The organism is Micromonospora psammae (genome assembly GCF_036902725.1).
GTDB lineage: Bacteria > Actinomycetota > Actinomycetes > Mycobacteriales > Micromonosporaceae > Micromonospora.
The window spans coordinates 129,612-146,352 of the sequence record NZ_JBAKHM010000014.1; the positions used below are offsets into that span (position 1 = coordinate 129,612).

Below are 16,741 nucleotides of genomic sequence, written 5' to 3' on the forward strand. Positions count from 1 at the left end.
GCTCAGCGCCCCGCGCTCGTCTCGGCGTGCGCGGTCACCCCGGCCTCGGCCCGCTGCGCGGTAGCCGGGTCCTTCCAGACGTGCACCCGCTGACCGGGGCGCTGGTCGAGGCCGGTGAGGCCCGACGCGGCGCCCAGCGCCTCGGCGTACACCTGGTCGGCGTCGAGCCGGCGCAGCTCCTCGGCCAGCTCGTCGCCGAGCGGACGACGCACCAGCGGCAGCACCCGATCGTCCTGGCCGGTACGCCGGAACGTCGCCATGCTCTCCTCGCGGGTCAGCGTCAGCTCGTCGCCGTTGGCGCAGCGCAGCTGCACCTCGCGCATCCGGGGGAACTCGTCGGTGTGCTGCCACTGCGGCTCGATGCCGAGCCGGGCGGCCAGCCACCCGCGCATCAGCGCGGCGGTCGGGTCGGTGCGCGGCGCGACCACGGTCGCCTCGCAGACCCGCGCCGCGGTGGTGTCGAACGCCCCGGCGACCAGGGTGCGCCACGGGGTGATCCGGGACCAGGCCAGGTCGGTGTCGCCCGGGGCGTAGTCCCGGGCCCGCTGGCGCAGCGCCTCGATCGGGTCGGCGGCCTGTGCGGCGTCGGTGATCCGCCGGTCGGCGACCACGCCGAGGAAGTCGGTGGCGATCTCGGCCGGCGGCTCGCCGTGCCACCAGGTGACCACCGGCACGTCCGGCACCAGCAGCGGCATCACCACGGACTCCGCGTGCAGGGCGAGCCGGCCGTACATCCGGGTCACCACCGCCTCGCCGGGGCCCAGTCGGCCGCCGACGACGATCTCCGCGTCCAGCCGGTTGCGTTCCCGCTCGACCTCGGTGCGGACGACGACGAGCAGCCGGCACGGGTGGGCGGCGGCGGCGATGGTCGCCGCCGCCTCCGCCTCGCGAACCCGCTTCTCGTCCACCACGACGATCAGGGTGAGCGCCATGCCGCTGGCCACCCCACCCGCGCTGCGCCGTTCGGCGGCGAGCGCCTTGACCACCTCGTTTCCGGTGGTGTCCCACAGGCCGATCACTGGAGCCTCCCGGTCCGCTCGCTTCGCCCGCTCACGATGGTCTTGTCGCCGTGTCCACTCATGCCCGCCGCCAGGCGCGGCCCTCGCGGACCAGCATCTCGTCGGCCGCCCGCGGACCCCACTCGCCGGCCCGGTACGGCTCCGGCCTGGTGCCCTCCCAGGCGTGCTCCAGCGGGTCGACCACCTGCCAGCTCTGCTCGACCTCCGCGGCGTCGGGGAAGAGCGTCCGGTCGCCGATCAGCACGTCCAGCACCAGCCGTTCGTACGCCTCGGGGCTGGACTCGGTGAACGCCTCGCCGTACTGGAAGTCCATCGCGATGTCGCGGACCTCCATCGTGGTGCCGGGCACCTTGGAGCCGAACTTGAGCACCACGCCCTCGTCCGGCTGCACCCGGATGACCAGCTGGTTGTTGCCGAGCGACTCCATGTCGGCGGGGTTGAACGGCAGGTGCGGCGCCTTCTTGAACATGATGGCCACCTCGGTGACCCGGCGGGGCAGCCGCTTGCCGGCCCGGATGTAGAAGGGCACGCCCGCCCAGCGCCGGTTCTGGATGCCCAGCTCGACGGCGACGTAGGTCTCGGTGGTCGAGCCCTCGGGTACGCCCTCCTCCTCGAGGTAGCCCAGCGCCCGCTCGCCGCCCACCCAGCCGGGCAGGTACTGGCCGCGCACGGTGTCCCGCTGGATGTCCTTCGGCAGCGTGATCGCCTTGAGCACCTTCAGCTTCTCGGCCCGGATCTCGTCGGCGTCGAAGCTGGTCGGCTCCTCCATCGCCACCAGGGCGAGCAGCTGGAGCAGGTGGTTCTGGAGCACGTCACGGGCGGTGCCGACGGAGTCGTAGAAGGCGGCCCGGGTGCCGATGCCGACGTCCTCGGCCATGGTGATCTGGACCGAGTCGACGTACTTGGAGTTCCAGAGCGGCTCGAACAGGTTGTTGGCGAACCGCAGGGCCAGGATGTTCTGGACCGTCTCCTTGCCCAGGTAGTGGTCGATCCGGAACACGTCCTGGCTGGTGAAGACGTCGTCGACGAGGTCGTTGAGCTTCTTGGCCGACGGCAGGTCGTTGCCGAACGGCTTCTCCACGACCACCCGCCGCCAGCCACCGGACTTGGCGTTGTCGGCCATTCCGGTGCGGGCCAGCTGCTTGAGCACCACCGGGAACGCCGCCGGGGGGATGGAGAAGTAGAACGCGGCGTTGCCGTGGATGCCGTGGGTGTCGCGCAGCTCGTCCAGGGTGGTGGCGAGCTGGTCGAAGGCGGCGTCGTCGTCGAACGAGCCACCGACGAACTTGATGTTGCCGGCGAGCCGCGACCAGACCTCCTCCCGCCAGGGGGTGCGGGCGTGCTTCTTCGCCGCCTCGTGGGCCAGCGACTCGAAGTCGCCGTCGCCCCAGTCCCGCCGGGCGAAGCCCAGCACCACGAAACCGGGCGGCAGCAGCCCTCGGTTGGCCAGGTCGTAGACCGCCGGCAGCAGCTTCTTGCGCGCCAGGTCACCGGTCACCCCGAAGATCACCAGAGCGCACGGCTCCGGGATCCGCGGCAGCCGCCGGTCCTGCACGTCGCGCAGCGGATTCACGCCGCCTCCTCGCTGGGTCCTGTCCATGTCGTCCATCGTCACGCCCGCCATCGTCCGATCGCTTCCAGCAGCTGGGCCAGGCCGGTGGGCCTGTCGGTCAGGTGCAGTCGTAGCACCGGCCGGCCCCGGTCGGCCAGCGCCCGCCGGTCGCCGGCGGCCTGCGCCGCCTGCAGCTCTCCGAAGGTGTACGGCCGTCCCGGTACCGGCAGATCAACGGCCACCGCACCGGTCAACTGAAGATAGCTGCCGACCGCGGGACCGCCCTTGTGGTACTGCCCGGTCGAGTGCAGGTACCGCGGACCCCAGCCGAACGTGACCGGCCGTCCGGTCGCCGTCGCCAGCAGCGGGCGCAGTCGCGCCGCCTCGGCGTCGGCGCTCCGGTCGAGGTACGCCGTCACGGCCAGGTAGCCCGCGTCGTCCACCCCGTCGACGAGTTGACGCAGGACGCCGTCCAGGTCGGTGGGGCCACCCGGTGGGGCGTACACCTCGATCGCGCCCTCGGTGAACGAGGGCGTCTGCGCCGGCGGACCGGAGTCCAGGATCCGCCGGGTGTGCTCCGTGCTCCCGGCCACGTCCGGCTGGTCGAACGGGTCGACGCCGAGCACCGCCCCGGCGAGGGCCGTGGCGTACTCCCAGGCCAGGAAGTGCGCGCCGAGGGGGCCGTTGACGGCCAGGTCGGGAGCGCACCCGCCGCCGGGGACGTCCCCGACGGCCAGCGCCCCGCCGTAGCTGACGGTCAGCACGTCCGGGCCGGTGGCGCCGGGGGCCCGCGGCGACTCGACGACCACCGGCAGCAGCCCGACGCCGGCCTTGCCGGTCGACTCGGCGAGCAGCTGCTCGACCCAGTCGCCCAGGCCGTCGAGGCCGGTGCCGTCGCTGACCAGGGCGACCTTGTCCCGGCCGGTGGTGGCCGCCGCGCCGAGCGCCGCCCCGAGCGCCAGGCCCGGGTTGTCCCGGTCCCGGGCCAGCGAGGCCGCGAACTCCTCGGCCTGGTCGAGCAGGTCGGCCACGCCGACGCCGGCCAGCGCGGCGGGGACCAGACCGAAGGCGGTCAGCGCCGAGTAGCAGCCGCCGACGGTCGGGTCGGCCGGGATCACCACGACGCCCATCTCGGTGGCCGTCGCTTCCAACGGGGAGTCCGGGTCGGTGACCACGACGAAGCGCCGGGCCGCCTCCGCCTCGGTCATCCCGGCGTCGAGGAACGCCTGCCAGTACGCCCGGCGGTGGCTGTCGGTCTCCACCGTCGCGCCGGACTTGCCGGCCACCACGACCACGGTGCGTTCCAGGCGGTCGGCCAGCGCCGCCCGGACCCGGCCCGGGTCGGTGGTGTCGAGCACGGTCAGTGGCCGACCCAGGGTCCGGGCGATCACCTCGGCGGCGAGCGACGAGCCGTCCGTCCCGGTGAGCACCACGTGGTCCAGGTCGGCCAGCTCCGCCATCAGCTCGGCGAGCTGCGGGAGCAGCTCCCGGCTGCGGCGGTGGGTGTCGAGCCAGCCGAGGCGGCGGGTCGCCGCCGCCTCGGCCTCCGGGCCCCAGAGCGAGGGATCCTGCTGCGCCAGCCGGCGCGGGACGCCTGCGGAGAGCAGGGCGTCCCGCACCGGGGCGGGGGCGGACCGGTCGACCGTGCCGGCGCCGTACACGGCGAGTCCGGCGGCGGCGTCGACCGGTCCGGCCAGCAGGTCAGTCACGTCGGACCCCGCAGCCGCGCCCGGTGGGGCGGCTGGTCACGCGTTCCCACCCGCCTGCTCCGCCTTCGCGGCGCTCTCCGAGGCGGCCTTGTTCGGGGCGCTGGTGCCCTTCGCGGCGGCGGTCAGCGACTTGCGCACGCCGTCGAGCAGCTCCAGCCAGCTGGCCTCGAACTTCTCCACGCCCTCCCGCTCCAGGGCGGCGATCACGTCGGACATGTCGACGCCGACCGACTCCAGGTCGGTGAAGACCTTCCGGGCCGCGTCGTACGACCCGGTGATGGTGTCGCCCCGGGTCTCGCCGTGGTCGGCGTAGGCGTGGATGACCGATTCCGGCATGGTGTTGACCGTGCCGGGGGCGATCAGCTCCTCGACGTAGATCACGTCCCGGTAGTCCGGGTTCTTCGTCGAGGTGGACGCCCACAGCGGCCGCTGCGGGTGGGCGCCGGCGTCGGCCAGGGCCTGCCACCGGTCGGAGGAGAAGACCTGGCCGTAGCGCTCGTACGCCAGCTGGGCGTTGGCCACGGCGGCCTTGCCGCGCAGCGCCTTGGCCTCGTCCGAGCCGATCTTCTCCAGCCGCTTGTCGACCTCGGAGTCGACCCGCGAGACGAAGAACGACGCCACCGAGCCGATCTTGGACAGGTCGTGCCCGTTCGCCTTGGCCTGCTCCAGGCCGGCGAGGAACGCCTCCATCACCGCGGAGTAGCGGTCCAGGCCGAAGATCAGCGTCACGTTCACGCTGATGCCCTCGGCGAGGGTCGCGGTGATCGCCGGCAGGCCGGCCTCGGTCGCCGGGATCTTGATGAAGAGGTTCGGCCGGTCGACCAGCCACCACAGCGCCTTGGCCTCGGCGAGGGTCTTCTCCGTGTCGTGGGCCAGCCGCGGGTCCACCTCGATGGAGACCCGACCGTCGACGCCGTTGCTCTTGTCGTACGAGGGGCGCATCACGTCGCACGCCCACCGCACGTCGTACGTGGTGAGCATCCGCACGGCCTCTTCGACCTCGATGCCCCGGGTGGCGAGCTCACGCAGCTGCCAGTTGTACTCGTCGGCGTCGCTCAGCGCCTTGGCGAAGATGGTCGGGTTCGTGGTGACCCCGGCCACGTGCTTCTCGCGGCGCAGCTGGTCCAGTCCGCCGGAGCTCAGTCGTACCCGGGAAAGATCGTCGAGCCATACCGCCACACCCGCGGCGGTGAGTTCACTCAGCCTGTCCGTCATTCCGTCCACGCTCCCTCAGTTGCCGGTCGTGAAACCGGTGATGTCGCCCACCCGGGCCAGCGACGCGTGAGCCGCCGCCATGATCCGGTCCGGGGTGAAGCCGAACTGCTCGAAGAGCACGGTGTGCGGGGCGCTCGCCCCGTAGTGCTCCAGGCTCACGCTCTCGCCGAGGTCGCCGACCACGCCGCGCCACGACATGGCGATGCCCGCCTCCACGCTCACCCGAGCCTTTACCCCGCGTGGCAGAACCGACTCCCGGTACGCCTCGTCCTGCTCGTAGAACCACTCCTGGCAGGGCATCGAAACCACCCGGGTGGGCGTGCCGTCGGCCTCCAGCCGCTCCCGCGCGGTCAGGCAGAGCTGCACCTCCGAGCCGGTGCCCACGATGATCACCTGAGGCTTGCCGTTCGACGCCTCGGCCAGCACGTAGCCGCCCTTGGCGACGCCCTCGGCGCTGCTCAGCTTCTCCCGGTCCAGGGTCGGCAGCGGCTGCCGGCTCAGCGCCAGCGCGGTCGGCCGGTCGGTGCGCTCGAGCGCCTGCCGCCAGGCCCAGGCGGTCTCGTTGGCGTCAGCCGGGCGGACCACGTCCAGGCCGGGGATGGCACGCAGTGCGGTCAGGTGCTCCACCGGCTGGTGGGTCGGGCCGTCCTCGCCCAGGCCGATCGAGTCGTGCGTCCAGACGTAGGTCACCGGCAGCTTCATCAGCGCGGCGAGCCGCACCGAGGGGCGCATGTAGTCGCTGAACACCAGGAAGGTGCCGCCGTACGGGCGGGTGCCGCCGTGCAGCGCGATGCCGTTGAGGATCGCCCCCATGGCGTGCTCACGGATGCCGAAGTGCAGCGTGCGGCCGTACTCGTGGCCCGGGAAGTCCTTGGTCGCGTGGGCGGCCGGGATGAACGACGGCTCGCCCTTCATCGTGGTGTTGTTGCTCTCCGCGAGGTCGGCCGAGCCGCCCCACAGCTCCGGCAGCACCGGGGCGAGCGCCTCGAGCACCTTGCCGGAGGCGGCCCGGGTGGCCAGGCCCTTGGCGTCGGCGGGGAAGGTCGGCAGCGCGTCGGTCCAGCCCTGCGGCAGCACCCGGCCGGACATCCGGTCCCACAGCGCCTTGCGCTCCGGGTTGGCCTGCGCCCAGGCGTCGAACGCGGTCGTCCACTCCCGCTGGGCGGCGTCGCCGCGACCCATCACCCGGCGGGCGTGGGCGAGGACCTCCTCATCGACCTGGAAGCTCTGCGCCGGGTCGAAGCCGAGCAGCTGCTTGGTCGCGGCCACCTCGTCGCCGCCGAGCGCCGAACCGTGGATCTTGCCGGTGTTCTGCTTGTTGGGCGCGGGCCAGCCGATGATGGTGCGCAGCGCGATGAACGAGGGGCGGTCGGTCTCGGCCTTCGCCGCCAGCAGCGCCTGGTAGAGCGCCTCCACGTCCTCGTGGTAGTCGCCCTGGTCGGCGTCGCCGGTACGCCAGTCGACGGTCTGCACGTGCCAGCCGTACGCCTCGTAGCGCGCCGCCACGTCCTCGCTCTTGGCGATCCGGGTGTCGTCCTCGATCGAGATCTCGTTGTCGTCGTAGATCAGCGTGAGGTTGCCCAGCTGCTGGTGGCCGGCGAGCGCGCTGGCCTCGTGGCTGATGCCCTCCTCGATGTCGCCGTCGGAGGCGATGCACCAGATGTCGTGGTCGAAGGCGGAGGTGCCCGCCTCGCTCTCCGGGTCGAACAGGCCGCGCTCGCGCCGCGCCGCCATCGCCATGCCGACCGCGTTGCCCAGGCCCTGGCCGAGCGGACCGGTGGTGGTCTCCACGCCCGGGGTGTGCCCGTGCTCCGGGTGACCCGGGGTGAGCGAGCCCCACTGCCGCAGCGACTGCAGGTCCTCCAGGCTCAGCGGGTAGCCGGCGAGGAAGAGCTGGATGTACAGGGTGAGGCTGGAGTGGCCGGCGGAGAGCACGAAGCGGTCCCGGCCGGGCCAGTTCGGGTCGGCCGGGTTGTGCCGCATGACCCGGTTGAAGAGCAGGTAGGCCGCGGGCGCGAGGCTCATCGCGGTGCCCGGGTGGCCGTTGCCGGATTTCTCCACGGCGTCCATGGCCAGCACGCGGACGGTGTCTACGGCCCTGCGGTCGAGGTCGGACCAGTTGAGTGCGGGGTGCTCGGGACGGTTGGCAGCCACGATGGTTGTGCTCCTCGGCAGATGGGCGGAACCCTCACTGATGACCCTATAGACCCGTCGTAAACGTCCGCCCGGGGATCAGTGCACGGTGTGACCTACGTGTGCGACCGGCTGGTGGTTCAGGTCGGAGTGTGACCCCCCGCACCGTTGTCGGGTCGCCCGGGCAGCCAAAACGACGACGCGTAGTGTGTGGGACGGTGTGTGGGCCCCTGCGGGCCCGCCCGATCCGATCTCCCTCTGCCGACGCCGGAAGGTGGCAATCCGTGAGCATGATCACCGAGCGCCCCGTCAGCAACTCTGCCGGGCAGCCGCCGGTGCGCACGGTGCCCGAGGAGTCCGCCGCCCGCGACGTGCGGGGGGTGATCGCCGCGTACGTGGCGCTGACCAAGCCCCGCATCGTCGAGCTGCTGCTGGTCACCACGGTGCCGGCGATGATGCTCGCCGACGGCGGCATGCCGTCGCTCTGGCTGGTCGCCGTGGTGCTGCTGGGCGGCTCGCTCGCCGCCGGCGCGGCCAGCGTGCTCAACTGCTACATCGACCGGGACATCGACCAGTTGATGCGGCGCACCAAGCGCCGCCCGCTGCCGGCGCACACCGTGTCGCCGCGCAACGCGCTGGTCTTCGGGCTGGTGCTGGCGGCGGTGTCGATCGCGCTGATGGCGGCGTTCACCAACCTGCTCGCCGCCGGCCTCACGCTCGCGGCGATCCTCTACTACGACCTCGTCTACACCCTCTGGCTCAAGCGCACCACGACCGCGAACACCTTCTGGGGCGGGGCCTGCGGGGCCGCCCCGGTGCTGATCGGCTGGGCCGCGGTGACCGGCTCGCTGGCGCCGGCCGCCTGGGCGCTGTTCGCGGTGGTCTTCTTCTGGCAGATGCCGCACTTCTATCCCCTGGCGATGAAGTACAAGGACGACTACGCCCGGGCGGGCATCCCGATGCTGCCGGTGGTGGCCTCCGCCCGCCGGGTCAACGCCGAGATCCTGATCTTCGCCTGGCTGACCGTGCTGACCTCGCTGGCGGCCTGGCCGCTGGGCATGAGCGCGATCTACGGCGTGCCCACGCTGGTCGTCGGCGGGATCTTCCTGGTCGAGGCGCACAAGCTCTGCCGCCGGGTGGTGCGCGGTGAGGCGGTCAAGCCGATGCGGCTGTTCCACTGGTCGACCACGTACCTGACCATCGTCTTCGCCGCGGTCGCGCTCGACGCGCTGATCTGACCGACACGGGCCGACCCCACACCGGACACGCCGTTCCAGGCGTGTCCGGTGTGACATTTTCGAGTTTTCCTCAGGGTGCCGTCGAGCTCCCGCATGTCGGACAGAAACCACGTATCGCCTGCCCGGTTTGGTAGCCCTTATCCGACATGTACGGGCAAGTTACCTGTGGTCTTCCTTAAACCCCCAGGTAATTGGCATCACAAAAGGTTCATGGTTCTCGCCCGTGCGGGTGGATGTCTGCTTAGGCTTCGCGTCATGGCAGATGGTTCCGATACGACGCTGACGGCCGATCAGACCGCCGAGCAGGCCCCGAACGGGCTGGTCTCGGGCATCAAGTCGTTCGCCGCCGGGCACGGCGGCGCGAAGGCGGTCATCGAGTACGTCGGCAAGCGGGGCGCACGGATCGTCCTGGTCGGTGAGGACGGGGAGTGGGCCGACCAGTTCGCCGACGACACCGTCGTCGCGCGGCAGGCGTGCGCCAAGGCGGGTGTCACCGTCGAGAACGCCTGGGAGCGTGAACTGATGGACCAGATGCGTCCGAGCAACGACCTCTGGCGGTCGATGGCCCGGCGCACGATGGCCCGTTGACATAAATTGACCAACGACCACCAGCCGACCCGGGGGGAACCCCGGGTCGCTCTCATTACCTGCTCGGGCCTGGTCGACCTCGACCCGGACGACCGGCTCGTGCTCGGGCCGCTCGCCGCCCGCGGTGTCCTCGCCGACGTGGCCGCCTGGGACGACCCGGCGGTGGACTGGTCCGGCTACGACCTGGCCGTGCTCCGCTCGCCCTGGGACTACGCGCTGCGGCGCGACGAGTTCGTGGCCTGGGCGGCGACCGTGCCGACCCTGGTCAACCCGGCCGACGTGGTGCGCTGGAACACCGACAAGCGCTACCTCGGCGAACTCGCCGCGGCCGGGGTGCCGACGGTGCCGACCGCCTGGATGCTGCCGGGGGAGTCCTGGACCCTGCCGGCCGACCATGGCGAGTACGTCATCAAGCCGGCGGTCAGCGCCGGCAGCCAGGACACCGGCCGGTACGACCTGGCCGACCCGGAGCACCGCGAACTGGCCGAGGCGCACGTACGGCGGCTCGCCGACGCCGGCCGGGTGACCATGGTGCAGCCGTACCTCGCCGCCGTCGACACCGCTGGGGAGACCGCCCTGCTCTTCCTGGCCGGCCGGCGCGGGCTGACGTTCAGCCACGCGATCCGCAAGGGTCCGATGCTGACCGGGCCGGACCTCGGCGTCGACGGGCTCTACAAGCCCGAGGAGATCACCGCCCGGACGGCGACGCCCGAGCAGTTGGCCGTCGCCGAGCAGGTCCTCGCGGCCGTGCCGGGTGGGGCGGAGCGGCTGCTCTACGCCCGGGTGGACCTCATCCCCGGCCCGGACGGCACGCCCGTCCTGGTGGAGCTGGAGCTGACCGAGCCCTCGCTCTTCATCGGGTACGCCGACGGCGCCCCCGACCGCCTCGCCGACGCCATCCTGACCCGCCTGACCCACCCCTGACCGCTCTCCCTTCCCGACCCTCCCGAACGTCGCGTTCGAGCCGGCGCAGGGCGACCGCCTTGGCTGAACCGGGTGCCGGTCCGCGAGTGATCGGCCCCGTTTGCGGTGTGTCGGGGTTTCCGGCGGCCGGGTGGCCGGGACATGCCGCAAAGGGCGGGTCATCCCGAGCCGCGGCCGGTGCGGCAGGGCGTCCCGGCGCGTCACGGCCGGGCCCGGGGTGACGGAGCCCGGCCTGGGGTGTCGTCGTCGCGGCGCCGCCGCCGGTCGTCGCGCTGTTGGTGCCGCCGCCGTAGGGGGTCGTCCTGGTGCCGCCGCAGTAAGGGTCGTCGCGGTGCCGCCGCGGCAGGCCACCGCCTCGGGGCGCATCGGTGTCGCTGCCGGCAGCGCGTGGGCGGGCGCCGGGCGATCGACTCGGGCGATGGGGGGCGGGTGTGTTCGTCGGATCCTTTAGAGCTGATGACGTAAATGGTTCGCCTGTCCCACGAGTCGTTTACGTCATCAGCTCTAAAGCGTCCACACCCGTAGGTGCGCCCCCTGGCCGAGCCGCCGCTGCCACCCCCCTCGTCGGCCCCGGGCAGTCGATGCCGTTCGCGGTGTGTCGGGGTGTCCCGCCGCGGGGATGCCGCGACACGCCGCAAAGGGCGGCGCCGGTATCCCGGGCCGGCGGCCGTCTACGCCGCAAAGGGCGTCGCCGCATCCCGGGGCGGCGGCCGTCCAGGGGCGGCGGCCGTCCAGGGGCGGCGGCCGTCCAGGGGCGGTGGAGGGGAGCGGAGGGGCGGGGTCAGGCGGCGGCCGGGACCCGCTCGGCCGGGGCGGCGGCGGTGGCCGGAACGGGGGCCGGACGGCGTTCGCGGGTCGACCAGAGCACCGACAGGGTGGCCAGCAGCACCAGGCAGGAGCCGAGCATGTGCGCGCCGACCAGCAGCGCCGGCAGGTCGGTGAAGTACTGCACGAAGCCGATCACGCCCTGACCCAGCTCCACCGCGATCAGCACCCCGGCGGCCCGGGCCGGGCCGGTGGCGCCGACCGCCCGGAAGGCGAAGACCAGCGCCACCGAGAGGCCGAGCAGCAGGAAGACCGCGTCGGCGTGCACCTGGGAGATCTGTTCCGGGTCGAGGCCGTTGCGGGCCGCGCCGCCATCGCCGGCGTGCGGGCCGCTGCCGGTGACCCAGGTGCCCACCACGAGCACCGCCACGCTGGCCACGGTGGTGAGCACCGCGAGCGTGCGCAGTGGGCCGGGTACCACCGGCACCGCCGGGCCGTCCGGGTTCTTGATCCGCCGCCAGAGCGCGTACGCGGCCGCGATGACCGCCATCGAGGCGAGGAAGTGCAGCCCGACCACCCACGGGTTGAGGTTGGTCAGCACGGTGATCCCGCCGATGACCGCCTGCGCGGGGATGCCGAGGAACACCGCCACCGCCAGTCCCAGCAGCCCCTTGCGCCGCGGGCGGTGCGCCAGCACCGCGAGCACGGTGGCCAGCGCGATGATCCCCACCGCGAAGGTGAGCAGCCGGTTGCCGAACTCGATCACCCCGTGCACGCCCATCTCGGCGGTGGTCGTATACGACTCGTCGGTGCACCGGGGCCAGGTCGGACAGCCGAGCCCGGAGGCGGTGAGCCGGACGGCCCCACCGGTCACGACGATGGCCACGTTTGCCACGATCGAGGCGTACGCGAGGCGGCGCAGCAGAGCGGCGGAGACCGGGAACCGGACGGATCGCTTCACGGAGCGAATCCTACGCACCGTAGTGGATCCCGATCGGGTGACTCCGCCGGCCCGGTGTCGGGGATCACCGGGACCCGGGTTTGCGGGCCTCCGGCGAATTACGTTACGTTGGCGTTGTGAAAAACGCGGCGGCGCTCTCCGAGCAGCAGCCGGCGACCGGGACGGTCGCTGGTTCTGCCGCGTCGTCCACCGATCTCTCCACCCGCGACCGGGTCACCCAGCTGCTGCTGGAGCGGGGGGCGACCACCGCGGCCCAGCTCGGCTCGGCGCTCGGGCTCAGCCCGGCCGCGATCCGCCGGCACCTCGACGCGATGCTCGCCGACGGTGACGTGGTCGCCCGCGAGCAGGCCGTGCGCGGCAGCCGCGGGCGGGGCCGGCCGGCGAAGGTGTTCCTGCTGACCGAGGCCGCCCGGGTGCGCTGCGGCACCCACCACTACGACAACATGGCCACCGCCGCGCTGCGCTGGATCGCCCGCAACGGCGGTTCCGACGCGGTCGAGGCGTTCGCCGCCGACCAGGTCGCCGCGTTGGAGGCCCGCTGCCGGGCCGCCATGGAGGACGCCGGCGACGACCCGCTCGCGCGGGCCGAGGCGCTCGCGAGCGCGCTCACCGCCGAGGGCTACGCTGCGAACGCGTCCACGATCGCCTCCGGCGGCCAGCTCTGTCAGCACCACTGCCCGGTGGCGCACGTGGCCGCCGAGTTCCCCCAGCTGTGCGAGGCCGAGACCGCGGTCATCTCCCGTCTGGTCGGCACCCACGTGCAGCGCCTGGCCACCATCGCGCACGGCGACGGGGTGTGCACCACGCACATCCCGGCCCAGCCGCGTGCCCAGTCCGGTAACACCGTCACCACTGTGAGGACAGATAGATGACCGAGCAGATCGTCCAGCCCCTGACCCAGGAAGAGCAGCTCGCCGCCCTCGGTCGCTACGAGTACGGCTGGTCCGACCCCGACGTCGCCGGGGCGGTCGCCCAGCGCGGCCTCAACGAGGCGGTGGTGCGGGACATCTCGGCGAAGAAGAGCGAGCCGGCCTGGATGCTCGACCTGCGCCTGAAGGGGCTGCGGCTGTTCGGTCGCAAGCCGATGCCGTCCTGGGGCGCCGACCTCACCGGGATCGACTTCGACAACATCAAGTACTTCGTCCGGTCCACCGAGAAGCAGGCCACCAGCTGGGAGGACCTGCCCGAGGACATCAAGAACACCTACGACCGGCTGGGCATCCCGGAGGCGGAGAAGCAGCGCCTGGTCGCCGGTGTCGCCGCGCAGTACGAGTCCGAGGTGGTCTACCACAAGATCCGTGAGGACCTCGAGGAGCAGGGTGTCATCTTCCTGGACACCGACACCGCGCTGCGCGAGCACGAGGACATCTTCAAGGAGTACTTCGGCACGGTGATCCCGGTCGGCGACAACAAGTTCGCCGCGCTGAACACCTCCGTGTGGTCCGGTGGCTCGTTCATCTACGTGCCGAAGGGCGTGCAGGTGGAGATCCCGCTGCAGGCCTACTTCCGGATCAACACGGAGAACATGGGCCAGTTCGAGCGGACGCTGATCATCGTCGACGAGGGTGCGTACGTGCACTACGTCGAGGGCTGCACCGCGCCGCTGTACTCCTCCGACTCGCTGCACAGCGCGGTGGTGGAGATCATCGTCAAGAAGAACGCCCGGTGCCGCTACACGACCATCCAGAACTGGTCGAACAACGTCTACAACCTGGTCACCAAGCGCGCCGTCTGCCACGAGGGCGCGACCATGGAGTGGGTCGACGGCAACATCGGGTCCAAGGTCACCATGAAGTACCCGGCGGTCTACATGACCGGCGAGCACGCCAAGGGCGAGGTGCTCTCGGTCGCCATGGCCGGCGAGGGCCAGCACCAGGACGCCGGCGCCAAGATGGTGCACGCCGCGCCGCACACCTCCTCGACCATCGTCTCGAAGTCGATCGCCCGGGGCGGCGGCCGGACCTCCTATCGGGGTCTGGTGCAGGTGCTGGAGGGTTCGCACCACAGCCGGAGCACGGTCAAGTGCGACGCGCTGCTGGTCGACACCATCTCCCGCTCGGACACCTACCCGTACGTCGACATCCGCGAGGACGACGTGTCGATGGGGCACGAGGCGACCGTCTCGAAGATCAGCGACGACCAGCTCTTCTACCTGATGAGCCGCGGTCTGAGCGAGGACGAGGCGATGGCCATGATCGTGCGCGGCTTCATCGAGCCGATCGCCAAGGAGCTCCCGATGGAGTACGCCCTGGAGCTCAACCGCCTGATCGAACTCCAGATGGAGGGCGCGGTCGGCTGACGCCGCCGCCCCACCCGGTGGGCCGGCCCGCGCCGGCCCACCGTCCGCTCACCTGACTCCGTCGTCGCAGAACAGACCAAGGAAGAAATGACTACCCAGGCTTCCGCGCCGCCGCCCAGCACCAAGTCGCAGGCGCTGCGCTCGTACGACGTCGCCGACTTCCCGGCCCTCACCGGCCTGGAGGAGGAGTGGCGTTTCACCCCGCTCAAGCGCCTCCGCGGCCTGGCCACGGCGGACACGTCCGCCGCCACCGGTCGGGGCGTCACGGTGGAGCACGAGACCCTGCCGGCCGGGGTGTCGGTGCGGCTCGTCGAGCCGACCGACGCCGGTGTCGCGTCGGTGCTCGTGCCGGTCGACCGGGTCAGCGCGCTGGCGCACGGTGGGGCGGCGCGGGTCGCCCTGGTCGAGGTGGCGGCCGAGGCCGTGGTCTCCGAGCCGGTGGTCGTGCGGCTGCTGGGCGCGTTTCCCGAGGAGCTCTCCTTCGCCCGCACCCAGGTGCAGGTGGGCCGGTTCGCGGAGGCGACGGTCGTGTTCTCCCAGGAGGGCTCGGTCACGCTGGCCGACAACGTCGAGGTGACGGTGGCCGACGGGGCCAAGCTGACCCTGGTCACCGTGGCGGACTGGGCCGAGGACGCGGTGCAGGCGCAGCACCTGAAGATCAAGCTGGGTCGGGACGCCCGGGTGGTGCACGTCCAGGTCACTCTGGGCGGCGACCTGGTCCGGCAGTTCACCAGCGTGGAATACACCGGTCGAGGTGGCGAGGCCGAGCTGTACGGCGTCTACTTCGCCGACTCCGGCCAGCACCTGGAGCACCGGCAGCTGGTCGACCACAACGTCCCGGACTGCCGCAGCTACGTCGGCTACCGGGGCGCCCTGCAGGGCGAGGACGCGCACACCGTCTGGGTGGGCGACGTGCTGATCCAGGCCGAGGCGACCGGCACCGACACGTACGAGATCAACCGGAACCTGCTGCTCACCGACGGCGCGCGGGCGGACTCCGTACCCAACCTGGAGATCGAGACCGGCGAGATCGCCGGCGCCGGCCACGCCAGCGCGACCGGCCGCTTCGACGACGAGCAGCTCTTCTACCTGATGGCCCGGGGCATCCCCGAGAGCGAGGCCCGCCGCCTGGTGGTCCGGGGCTTCTTCGCCGAGCTGATCAACAAGATCCCGGTCGAGTCGCTGCGGGAGCGCCTGGGGGACGCGATCGAGGCCCGGCTGGCGAAGGCCGGCGCGTGATGATCCGGATCTGCTCGACCGAGGAGGTGCCGAAGGGCACCGCGATCAGCGCCGACGTCGACGGCACCCAGATCGCGCTCGTGCACGCCGAGGACGGCAGCTTCCACGCCGTCCACGACGAGTGCTCGCACGCCGCGGTCGCCCTCTCCGAGGGCGAGGTCGAGGGGTGCACGCTGGAATGCTGGCTGCACGGATCCCGTTTCGACCTGCGGACGGGTGAGCCCACCGGGCTGCCCGCCACCGAACCCGTTCCCGTCTATCCCGTCGAAGTCCGCGACGGCGACATCTACGTCAGCCTGACGCCGAGCAATGGAGTGACCCGATAATGAGCACCCTGGAGATCCGCGACCTGAAGGTGTCGGTCAAGCTGCCCGAGGGTGAGCTCAAGCCGATCCTGGCCGGTGTCGACCTCACCGTGAAGTCCGGTGAGACCCACGCGATCATGGGCCCGAACGGCTCCGGCAAGTCCACCCTGGCGTACTCGATCGCCGGTCACCCCAAGTACGAGATCACCGGCGGTTCGGTGACCCTCGACGGCTCCGACGTGCTGGCCATGTCCGTCGACGAGCGGGCCCGCGCCGGCCTCTTCCTGGCCATGCAGTACCCGGTCGAGGTCCCGGGCGTCTCGGTGGCGAACTTCCTGCGCACCGCCAAGACCGCCATCGACGGTGAGGCGCCGAAGCTGCGTACCTGGGGTGGCGAGCTGCGCGGCGCGATGGAGCGGCTCCAGATGGACCCGGCCTTCGCCCAGCGCAACGTCAACGAGGGCTTCTCCGGCGGTGAGAAGAAGCGGCACGAGATCGTGCAGCTGGAGCTGCTCAAGCCGAAGATCGCGATCCTCGACGAGACCGACTCCGGCCTCGACGTCGACGCGCTGCGCGTGGTCAGCGAGGGCGTCAACCGAGTGCGCGACAACGGCGACACCGGGATGCTGCTGATCACCCACTACACCCGGATCCTGCGCTACATCAAGCCGGACTTCGTGCACGTCTTCGTCGCGGGCCGGATCGTCGAGCAGGGCGGCCGGGAGCTGGCCGACAAGCTCGAGGAAGAGGGCTACGAGCGGTACGTCGCCGGGGCCGGTTCGGCGCGGGCCTGA

14 protein-coding genes are annotated in these 16,741 nt (G+C 71.8%); 8 read left to right on the plus strand and 6 right to left on the minus strand.

Translation table 11 applies throughout. The features are described from left to right. Positions 1-2 precede the first annotated feature (2 nt). The 5 genes from V6U79_RS18145 to tkt are packed head-to-tail and all read right to left on the minus strand — an operon-like array spanning position 3 to position 7,649. Positions 3-1,019, minus strand: a complete 1,017-nt coding sequence (locus V6U79_RS18145; protein ID WP_334522766.1) for a glucose-6-phosphate dehydrogenase assembly protein OpcA — start codon at positions 1,017-1,019, stop codon at positions 3-5. A gap of 58 nt (positions 1,020-1,077) precedes the next feature. Continuing rightward, positions 1,078-2,619, minus strand: coding sequence for a glucose-6-phosphate dehydrogenase (zwf, locus tag V6U79_RS18150; protein ID WP_334522797.1), 1,542 nt, complete (start codon positions 2,617-2,619; stop codon positions 1,078-1,080). A gap of 11 nt (positions 2,620-2,630) precedes the next feature. After that, positions 2,631-4,280 carry a glucose-6-phosphate isomerase gene (locus tag V6U79_RS18155; RefSeq protein WP_334615269.1) on the minus strand — a complete coding sequence of 550 codons (1,650 nt, stop codon included), beginning with the start codon at positions 4,278-4,280 and terminating at the stop codon, positions 2,631-2,633. A gap of 36 nt (positions 4,281-4,316) precedes the next feature. Then, positions 4,317-5,495 carry a transaldolase gene (tal, locus tag V6U79_RS18160; protein WP_334615270.1) on the minus strand — a complete coding sequence of 393 codons (1,179 nt, stop codon included), beginning with the start codon at positions 5,493-5,495 and terminating at the stop codon, positions 4,317-4,319. Positions 5,496-5,510: 15 nt separating this feature from the next. Beyond that, positions 5,511-7,649 (minus strand): transketolase, encoded by a 2,139-nt coding sequence (gene tkt / locus V6U79_RS18165; protein WP_334615271.1) that lies wholly within the window; start codon positions 7,647-7,649, stop codon positions 5,511-5,513. 263 nt (positions 7,650-7,912) lie between these two features. On the opposite strand from tkt, the gene V6U79_RS18170 reads away from it, so the two are divergent. From V6U79_RS18170 to V6U79_RS18180, 3 genes are all read left to right on the plus strand, one after another. Further along, positions 7,913-8,866: a heme o synthase gene (locus V6U79_RS18170; protein WP_334522779.1), complete on the plus strand. Its 954-nt coding sequence runs from the start codon at positions 7,913-7,915 to the stop codon at positions 8,864-8,866. A gap of 255 nt (positions 8,867-9,121) precedes the next feature. Then, positions 9,122-9,454, plus strand: coding sequence for a hypothetical protein (locus V6U79_RS18175; RefSeq protein WP_334615272.1), 333 nt, complete (start codon positions 9,122-9,124; stop codon positions 9,452-9,454). A 6-nt stretch (positions 9,455-9,460) separates the two neighbouring features. Beyond that, positions 9,461-10,378 (plus strand): ATP-grasp domain-containing protein, encoded by a 918-nt coding sequence (locus V6U79_RS18180; protein WP_334615273.1) that lies wholly within the window; start codon positions 9,461-9,463, stop codon positions 10,376-10,378. A 781-nt stretch (positions 10,379-11,159) separates the two neighbouring features. Here the strand turns inward: V6U79_RS18180 and V6U79_RS18185 are convergent. Then, positions 11,160-12,122, minus strand: a complete 963-nt coding sequence (locus V6U79_RS18185) for a COX15/CtaA family protein (RefSeq protein ID WP_334615274.1) — start codon at positions 12,120-12,122, stop codon at positions 11,160-11,162. Between the two features lie 98 nt (positions 12,123-12,220). On the opposite strand from V6U79_RS18185, the gene V6U79_RS18190 reads away from it, so the two are divergent. The 5 genes from V6U79_RS18190 to sufC all read left to right on the plus strand — a co-directional run bounded on the left by V6U79_RS18190 (position 12,221) and on the right by sufC (position 16,741). Beyond that, positions 12,221-12,976: a helix-turn-helix transcriptional regulator gene (locus tag V6U79_RS18190; RefSeq protein WP_334522805.1), complete on the plus strand. Its 756-nt coding sequence runs from the start codon at positions 12,221-12,223 to the stop codon at positions 12,974-12,976. Then, positions 12,973-14,403 (plus strand): Fe-S cluster assembly protein SufB, encoded by a 1,431-nt coding sequence (sufB, locus tag V6U79_RS18195; protein WP_334522808.1) that lies wholly within the window; start codon positions 12,973-12,975, stop codon positions 14,401-14,403. The genes V6U79_RS18190 and sufB overlap by 4 nt, the downstream gene beginning before the upstream one ends. Before the next feature lie 87 nt (positions 14,404-14,490). Then, positions 14,491-15,642, plus strand: coding sequence for a Fe-S cluster assembly protein SufD (gene sufD / locus V6U79_RS18200; protein ID WP_334615275.1), 1,152 nt, complete (start codon positions 14,491-14,493; stop codon positions 15,640-15,642). Continuing rightward, entirely contained in the window at positions 15,642-15,968 is a 327-nt protein-coding gene (locus V6U79_RS18205; protein WP_334615287.1) for a non-heme iron oxygenase ferredoxin subunit, read from the plus strand. Before sufD ends, V6U79_RS18205 begins: the two co-directional genes overlap by 1 nt. After that, positions 15,968-16,741 (plus strand): Fe-S cluster assembly ATPase SufC, encoded by a 774-nt coding sequence (gene sufC / locus V6U79_RS18210; RefSeq protein ID WP_334615276.1) that lies wholly within the window; start codon positions 15,968-15,970, stop codon positions 16,739-16,741. Before V6U79_RS18205 ends, sufC begins: the two co-directional genes overlap by 1 nt.